Source organism: Streptomyces sp. NPDC002156, from assembly GCF_053593675.1.
Map to the genome: position 1 here is coordinate 19473 of NZ_JBSFDA010000143.1, position 7531 is coordinate 27003.

Below are 7531 nucleotides of genomic sequence, written 5' to 3' on the forward strand. Positions count from 1 at the left end.
TTACAGGGCGCCCTTCGTGGAGGGGAGGATGCCCACCGCGCGCGGGTCGCGCTCGGAGGCGTACCGCAGGGCCCGCGCGAGGGCCTTGAACTGGCACTCCACGATGTGGTGGGCGTTGCGCCCGTAGGGCACGTGCACGTGCAGCGCGATCTGGGCCTGGGCGACGAAGGACTCCAGGATGTGCCGGGTCATCGTGGTGTCGTACTCGCCGATCATCGGCGCCATCTTCTCGGGCTCGGTGTGCACGAGGTAGGGGCGGCCGGACAGGTCGACGGTGACCTGGGCGAGGGACTCGTCCAGGGGGACCGTGCAGTTCCCGAAGCGGTAGATGCCCACCTTGTCGCCGAGGGCCTGCTTGAAGGCGGCGCCGAGGGCGAGGGCGGTGTCCTCGATGGTGTGGTGCGAGTCGATGTGCAGGTCGCCCTCGGTCTTCACCGTGAGGTCGAACAGACCGTGCCGGCCGAGCTGGTCGAGCATGTGGTCGTAGAAGCCGACTCCCGTCGACACCTCGACCTTGCCGGTGCCGTCGAGATCGATCTCGACGAGGACCGACGTCTCCTTGGTGGTGCGCTCCACGCGTCCGACGCGGCTCATGACTCGTCCTGCTCCTTCTTGAGGTCTCGTACCGCGTCGAGGAACGCGTCGTTTTCGGCGGGGGTTCCGGCGGTCACGCGCAGCCATCCCGGTACGCCGTTGTCCCGGACCAGGACGCCCCGGTCGAGGATGTGCTGCCAGGCGGTGTGCGAGTCGGCAAAGGTGCCGAACTGCACGAAGTTGGCGTCGGACTCGGTGACGTCGAAGCCGATGGCGCGCAGTTCGACGACCAGCCGGTCCCGCTCGGTCTTGAGCTGCTCGACGTACTTCAGCAGCGTGTCGGTGTGCTCCAGGGCGGCCAGGGCGGTCGCCTGGGCCACGGCCGACAGGTGGTAGGGCAGCCGTACGAGCTGTACGGCGTCGACGACAGCCGGGTGCGCGGCGAGATAGCCGAGGCGCAGGCCCGCCGCCCCGAACGCCTTGGACATCGTGCGGGAGACGACGAGATTCGGCCGTCCTTCGAGCAGCGGAAGCAGCGAGTCGCCGTGGCTGAACTCGATGTACGCCTCGTCGACCACGACCATGGACGGCTTGGCGGTCTGCGCGGCCTCGTACAGCGCGAGGACCGTCTCGCGCGGGACCGCGTTTCCGGTCGGGTTGTTGGGCGTGGTGATGAACACGACGTCGGGCCGGTGCTCGGCGATGGCCTGCTCGGCCGCCGCGAGGTCGATCGTGAAGTCGTCGTTCCGGGGGCCTGAGATCCAGCCGGTGCCCGTCCCGCGCGCGATGAGGCCGTGCATCGAGTACGAGGGCTCGAAGCCGATGGCGGTACGGCCGGGCCCGCCGAAGGTCTGGAGGAGCTGCTGGATGACCTCGTTGGAGCCGTTGGCGGCCCAGACGTTGGCGAGGCCGACCTCGTGCCCCGAGGTGTCCGTCAGGTACTTGGCGAGCTGCGTGCGCAGCTCCACGGCGTCCCGGTCGGGGTAGCGGTTGAGGTTCCGGGCCGCCTCGCGCACCCGCTCGGCGATCCGCTCGACGAGCGGTTCGGGCAGCGGGTAGGGGTTCTCGTTGGTGTTCAGCCGTACGGGGACGTCGAGTTGGGGCGCGCCGTACGGGGACTTGCCGCGCAGTTCGTCCCGTACGGGAAGATCGTCGATGCCGGTCACTTGCTCTGGGGAACCTTCCATTCGAACCTCGCCTTGATCGCCGCCCCGTGGGCCGGCAGATCCTCCGCCTCCGCCAGCGTCACCACGTGATGCGCCACGTCGGCCAGCGCGTCCCGCGTGTAGTCGACGATGTGGATGCCGCGCAGGAAGGACTGGACGGAGAGACCGGAGGAGTGGCAGGCGCAGCCGCCGGTCGGCAGGACGTGGTTGGACCCGGCCGCGTAGTCGCCGAGGGAGACCGGCGACCAGGGTCCGACGAAGATCGCGCCGGCGTTGCGCACCCGGTCGGCGACGGCCGCCGCGTTCGCGGTCTGGATCTCCAAGTGCTCGGCGCCGTACGCGTCGACGACCCGCAGCCCCTCCTCCACGCCGTCGACGACGACGATCGCGGACTGCCTGCCGGCCAGCGCCGGGGCCACCCGGTCCTCGATGTGCCTGGTGGCCGCGACCTGCGGCTCCAGCTCCTTCTCGACCGCGTCCGCGAGCGCCACGGAGTCCGTGACGAGGACGGCGGCGGCGAGCGGGTCGTGCTCGGCCTGACTGATCAGGTCGGCGGCGACGTGCACCGGGTCGGCGGTGTCGTCGGCGAGGATCGCGATCTCGGTCGGACCGGCCTCGGTGTCGATGCCGATCTTCCCGGCGAAGTACCGCTTGGCGGCGGCGACCCAGATGTTGCCGGGGCCGGTCACCATGTTGGCGGGCGCGCAGGACTCGGTGCCGTACGCGAACATCGCGACGGCGGTCGCGCCACCGGCCGCGTACACCTCGTCGACGCCGAGCAGGGCGCAGGCGGCGAGGATCGTGGGGTGCGGGAGTCCGTCGAACTCGGCCTGGGCCGGGGAGGCGAGGGCGATCGACTCGACCCCGGCTTCCTGCGCGGGCACGACGTTCATGATCACGGAGGACGGGTACACGGACCGGCCGCCTGGCGCATACAGCCCGACGCGGTCCACAGGGACCCACTTCTCGGTGACCGTGCCGCCAGGTGCGACCTGGGTCGTGTGCGTCGTCCGGCGCTGCTCGCGGTGGACGAGACGGGCGCGGCGGATGGACTCCTCCAGGGCCGCGCGGACGGTCGGGTCGAGCGCCTCCAGCGCGTCGGTGATCGCGCGCGCGGGGACCCGTACGGATTCCAGCCGCACCCCGTCGAACTTCTCGGCGAAGTCGATCAGCGCCGCGTCGCCCCGATGATGCACGGCCTCGCAGATCGGACGCACCTTCTCCAGGGCGGCCGAGACGTCGAAGTCGGCTCGGGGCAGCAGGTCGCGCAGGGCGGGTCCCTCAGGGAGGGCGTCGCCGCGCAGATCGATTCGGGAGATCACGCCGTCAATTCTCTCAGACGCCGATCGGGCGCCGTCCGCGTGTATCAGTGGCTGATACAGAGCGTTGCGGTTCGCGCCGGCCGAACCCCATGCGAAATCCTCGGGAACTTGGAAGATCACCTTCACGTTTTGAGTTCAGAGAGTTACTGAGCGGGCAGAACGGCTGTACGAAACTCGCAGGTAACACTTGATGACACGGGGAGGAGTGGGAAAAAGTCGTGACCGAGGGTGACGGCATCCGCGCGGGGGGCGCGGGGAACACGGGGGATCCGCCGGACGGTCTGAGCGCCGCCGAGATCGGGATGTGGCAGTCCTTCCGCAACGGCAGCGTGTACGACCTGAGCAGTGGCGACACCGTCGTCGACGATCCACACGGCGGCCATCCCTGGGGCGCCGACCGGACGGTGCGGGCGCGCATCGTGTGCTGGCTGCTCCTCGACGGCCCGCCCGCGCTCGCCGGGCGCGTGTCGTCCCTGAAGCTCACCGGCGTGCAGATCAGCGGCACGCTGGACCTGGCGGGCGGCACGGTCGTGCCGTACGTCGAGCTGAAGGGCTGCCGTTTCGAGAAGGAGGTCCTCCTGCCGGAGGCCCGCTTCACGACCGTACGGCTGGTGGACTGCTCGGTGCCCCGCCTTGAGGCGGCCCGGGTGCACACCGAGGGCGATCTGCATCTCCCCCGCTGCCGCTTCCACAACGGCGCGCGGCTCACCGACGCGCACATCGGTACGGATCTGCTGCTCAACCAGGCCGTCGTCTACCGGGACCGGCGCGGGCGCTCGATCGCCGGGGACGGCATGAGCGTCGGCCAGGACCTCCAGGCCGAGATGCTGGAGTCGCACGGCGAGCTGAGCCTGCGCGGGGCGACGATCGGCGTCTCGCTGAGCCTGCGCGGCAGCCGGCTGGCCAACCCCTACGGGCGGCTCGCGCTCAACGCCCCGCAGCTGACCGTGGGCCGCACGCTGTATCTGACCCCTGCGGGCGTCTGGAACCCGATCCTGACCAGCGGCACGACCCCCGCGCGCGGGACCCGCATCCAGCGCTTCGAGTGCCAGGGCGGGATCCGGCTGGACGACGGCCGGTTCGGTGACTCCGTCGACCTGGAGCGGGCCCGTCTGACCTTCACGGACGAGCAGGAGCTGTCGCTGCGCCGGGTGCAGACGCCCGAGCTGCGCTTCCTCGGGGAGCGGCCGGAGCGCGGCAAGGTGGTGCTGTCGGGCGCGAAGGTCGTCAACCTCGTGGACCGGGCGGGCAGTTGGCCGGGACCGGGCAACCTGCACATGGGCGGCTTCGGGTACGAGAACCTCGTACCGCAGGGGCCGTTCCCGCCGGCGGAGCGGCTGGCGTGGGTGGCGGCGGCGACCGCCGAGTACAGCCCGGAGCCGTACGAGCGGCTGGCCACCGTGCTGCGCAACGGCGGCGAGGACGAGGACGCGCGCGAGGTGCTGCTCGCCAAGCAGCGCCGCCGCCGCGAGACCCTGCCGCCGGCGGCGAAGCTGTGGGGGTACGTGCAGGACTGGACGGTGGCCTACGGATACCGGCCCGGCCGGGCCGCCGTATGGATGGCGGTGCTGTGGGCGGCGACCTCGGTGGCGTTCTCGCACGCGAGCCATCCGCCGCTGAAGAGCGGGGAGCACCCGCCGTGGAACCCCTCCCTGTTCGCCCTCGACCTGCTGCTCCCGGTGATCGATCTGGGCCAGGTCGGCTTCTGGCAGCTGCGCGGCGGCTGGCAGTGGCTGTCAGCGGCGATCATCATGGTGGGCTGGATTCTGGCGACGACGGTGGCGGCGGGGGCGACCCGGACGCTGCGCAGAAACTGAGCCCGGTTCATCTTTTGCCATTTCTTGACCGTCGGCCGTACAACTAAAAACAGGGTGCGCATTTGGGCTGGCGCGGTCCCGACCTGCGCCTTTCAATGGTCGACACCATGGCTTCGCTGCGTGCGTTCCTCCGTGCCACCAGGGCGGAACGGAACACTCCGCCGTCTCCTCGCCTCGCCACCGCCGGACTGCCCGCCGATGACGAGGTACTCCTCGACGCGCCCGATGCCCGGCTCGGCCCCGCGCTGGTCGCGGCGGGCCAGGGCGAGTACGGCCCGGCGGCCGAACTACTGGCCGCCACCCGCGCCACGGCCGACTGGGAGAACCGGGACCGGTACGTGGTCCGGCTGGCCGCGTTCGCGCACTTCCGCGCCGAGTGGTTCACGTCCTGGCGCGTCGCCGCCCCCGACGACCCGGACGCGCTGCTGGTCGCGGCCGAGCTGGCGGTGGTCCACGCCTGGGAGTCCCCCGCACGGGCCGAACTCCTGCTCCAGACCGGCCCGTTGGTCGAGGCGGCCGCGGCGGGCGACCCGCGCGACCCGGTGCCCTGGCGCATCGCACTGGACCGCGCCCGGGGCAGCGACGCGGGCCACGACGAGTTCGAACGGCTCTGGGGCGAGGCCGTACGCCGTTCCCCGCACCACTACGGCTGCCATGTGGCGGCGCTCCAATACCTGTCCACGGGCCCCTTCCGGTCCGCGGGCGGGCGCGGCTCGCACCGCGAGTGCCTCGACTTCGCCGAGTGGGCCGCGCAGGACGCCCCGCCCGGCTCGCTCGTCCAGGCCCTGCCGCTGCGCGCGGCCTTCGCCTATCTGACCGAGGGCGACGGCAGGACGGTGGTGGACCGGGCCCGTCTGGACGCGGCGGCGGACACGGCGATCGCCCTGTCGGCGACGCTCCCGGCGGCCGATCCCCGCCCGGCCGAACTCCGCAACCTGCTGACATACGTCCTGATCGGCCTCGACCGCTGGCAGGAAGCCCTGCTCCAACTGCGTCTGACCGGCCCGTACGCCACCTCGTTCCCATGGGACCGGTTCTCGGACGACCCCCTCGGCAGGTTCCTCGAAGCACGCGAGGAGATCCGCCGGAACGCGCCCGCCGCCCGCTGTGCGGCCTGCGCCGGTCATCCACGGAGTGAGCACGGCGGACGCGCACACTCCGGCGACCATTAGGCTTTCCCGTCGTGACCACCGTCCGGCTGCCACTCTTCCCGCTCAACTCGGTGCTGTTCCCGGGACTCGTCCTCCCGCTGAACATCTTCGAGGAGCGTTATCGCGCCATGATGCGCGAACTCCTGAAGACCCCCGAGGACGAACCGCGCCGGTTCGCCGTCGTGACGATCCGGGACGGCCACGAGGTGGCACCCAGCGCGCAGGGCATGCCCGACCGGACGGCGGTGCCCGAACGCGGGCCCGCGGCGGGCTTCGGCGACGACCTGCTCAAGGCGTTCCACTCCGTGGGCTGCGTGGCCGACGCGGCGACGATCAGGGAACGCCCGGACGGCACCTTCGAGGTCCTGGCCACCGGCACGACCCGGGTCCGGCTGGTGTCGGTGGAGGCGTCGGGCGCGTTCCTGACGGCGGAACTGGAGGAGCTGGCGGAATCCCCCGGCGACGAGGCGGGCGCGCTGGCAGAGGGCGTCCTGAGGGCCTTCCGTCAGTACCAGAAGCGCCTGGCGGGCGCGCGGGAACGCTCCCTGTCGACGGGCGCCGAGCTCCCCGACGAACCGGCGGTCGTGTCGTATCTGGTGGCGGCGGCGATGATGCTGGACACCCCGTCCAAGCAGCGCCTGCTCCAGGCCCCGGACACGGCGTCCCGCCTCCGCGAGGAATTGACGCTCCTGCGCACGGAGACGGCGATCATCCGCAACCTCCCGTCACTGCCGGCGTCGGACCTGACACGCGGCCCGACGAGTCTCAACTGAGGGGGAGCAGGATCCGGAAATGGCGAAGAAGCCGAAGAAGGAACAACAATCGGGCGGCACACCGGCGACGGTGGCGCTGACGGCGGCGGGCGTCCCGTACAAGGTGCACGCGTACGAGCACGACCCCGCGCATCCCTCGTACGGCGAGGAGGCCGCCGAGGCGATGGGGGTGTCGCCGGAGCGTGTCTTCAAGACGCTGGTGGCGGACGTGGACGGGGTACTGACGGTCGCGGTGGTCCCGGTGGCCGGCCAGCTGGACCTGAAGGCGCTGGCGACGGCGGTGTCGGGCAAACGCGCATCAATGGCGGACCCGACCCTGGCGGAACGCACGACGGGCTACGTCCGGGGCGGCATCTCCCCCTTGGGCCAGCGCAAAAAACTCCGCACGGTCCTGGACACCTCGGCGGACGCCCACGACACGATCTGCGTCTCTGCGGGCCGCCGCGGCCTGGAGGTCGAACTGTCCCCCACGGACCTCACCACCCTCACCCAGGCGGTACGAGCCCCGATCGCCCGCGCGTAACCCCTCGACGAAGGCCCCCTGCCGGACTAAGCAGGATGGACATGTCGAAAAAAACACGCAAGCGCAAGTGGCGCACAAAAAAGGGCCGCTCAAACCACGGCCACCGCCCGGCGTAGGCACCGGCCGACCGTTTCTTCGCCCCCGCCGCCCCTACCCGTCCCATCCTCGGGGGCTCCGCCCCCGAACCCCCGCTCCTCAAACGCCGGAGGGGCTGGATCTTTCAGCCCGTCCGGCGTTTGAGGACG

7 protein-coding genes are annotated in these 7531 nt (G+C 71.2%); 4 read left to right on the top strand and 3 right to left on the bottom strand.

What is annotated here, in order from left to right; genetic code table 11:
- From hisB to hisD, 3 genes are read right to left on the bottom strand one after another with little or no spacing between them, the layout of a single operon-like run.
- Positions 1–594 (bottom strand): imidazoleglycerol-phosphate dehydratase HisB, encoded by a 594-nt coding sequence (gene hisB / locus ACWCRB_RS38010; RefSeq protein ID WP_105975738.1) that lies wholly within the window; start codon positions 592–594, stop codon positions 1–3.
- Entirely contained in the window at positions 591–1700 is a 1110-nt protein-coding gene (locus tag ACWCRB_RS38015) for a histidinol-phosphate transaminase (protein WP_451000412.1), read from the bottom strand. The genes hisB and ACWCRB_RS38015 overlap by 4 nt, the downstream gene beginning before the upstream one ends.
- Entirely contained in the window at positions 1697–3022 is a 1326-nt protein-coding gene (gene hisD / locus ACWCRB_RS38020; RefSeq protein ID WP_451000413.1) for a histidinol dehydrogenase, read from the bottom strand. The genes ACWCRB_RS38015 and hisD overlap by 4 nt, the downstream gene beginning before the upstream one ends.
- Positions 3023–3240: 218 nt before the next feature.
- Between hisD and ACWCRB_RS38025 the strand changes: the two genes are divergently transcribed.
- The 4 genes from ACWCRB_RS38025 (at position 3241) to ybaK (ending at position 7286) form a co-directional block, all read left to right on the top strand.
- Positions 3241–4839: an oxidoreductase gene (locus ACWCRB_RS38025; RefSeq protein ID WP_451000414.1), complete on the top strand. Its 1599-nt coding sequence runs from the start codon at positions 3241–3243 to the stop codon at positions 4837–4839.
- Between the two features lie 95 nt (positions 4840–4934).
- Positions 4935–6011 carry a hypothetical protein gene (locus ACWCRB_RS38030; RefSeq protein ID WP_451000415.1) on the top strand — a complete coding sequence of 359 codons (1077 nt, stop codon included), beginning with the start codon at positions 4935–4937 and terminating at the stop codon, positions 6009–6011.
- Between the two features lie 11 nt (positions 6012–6022).
- Positions 6023–6763, top strand: coding sequence for an LON peptidase substrate-binding domain-containing protein (locus tag ACWCRB_RS38035; RefSeq protein ID WP_451000416.1), 741 nt, complete (start codon positions 6023–6025; stop codon positions 6761–6763).
- A gap of 19 nt (positions 6764–6782) precedes the next feature.
- Positions 6783–7286, top strand: a complete 504-nt coding sequence (gene ybaK / locus ACWCRB_RS38040; RefSeq protein ID WP_451000417.1) for a Cys-tRNA(Pro) deacylase — start codon at positions 6783–6785, stop codon at positions 7284–7286.
- Positions 7287–7531: the final 245 nt, after the last annotated feature.

What these genes read in the sequence shown, in the direction of transcription:
- ybaK (WP_451000417.1), top strand. Translation starts at nt 6,783, where the DNA reads ATGGCGAAGAAGCCGAAGAAGGAACAACAATCGGGCGGCACACCGGCG.
- ACWCRB_RS38030 (WP_451000415.1), top strand. Translation starts at nt 4,935, where the DNA reads ATGGTCGACACCATGGCTTCGCTGCGTGCGTTCCTCCGTGCCACCAGG.
- hisB (WP_105975738.1), bottom strand. Translation starts at nt 594, where the DNA reads ATGAGCCGCGTCGGACGCGTGGAGCGCACCACCAAGGAGACGTCGGTC.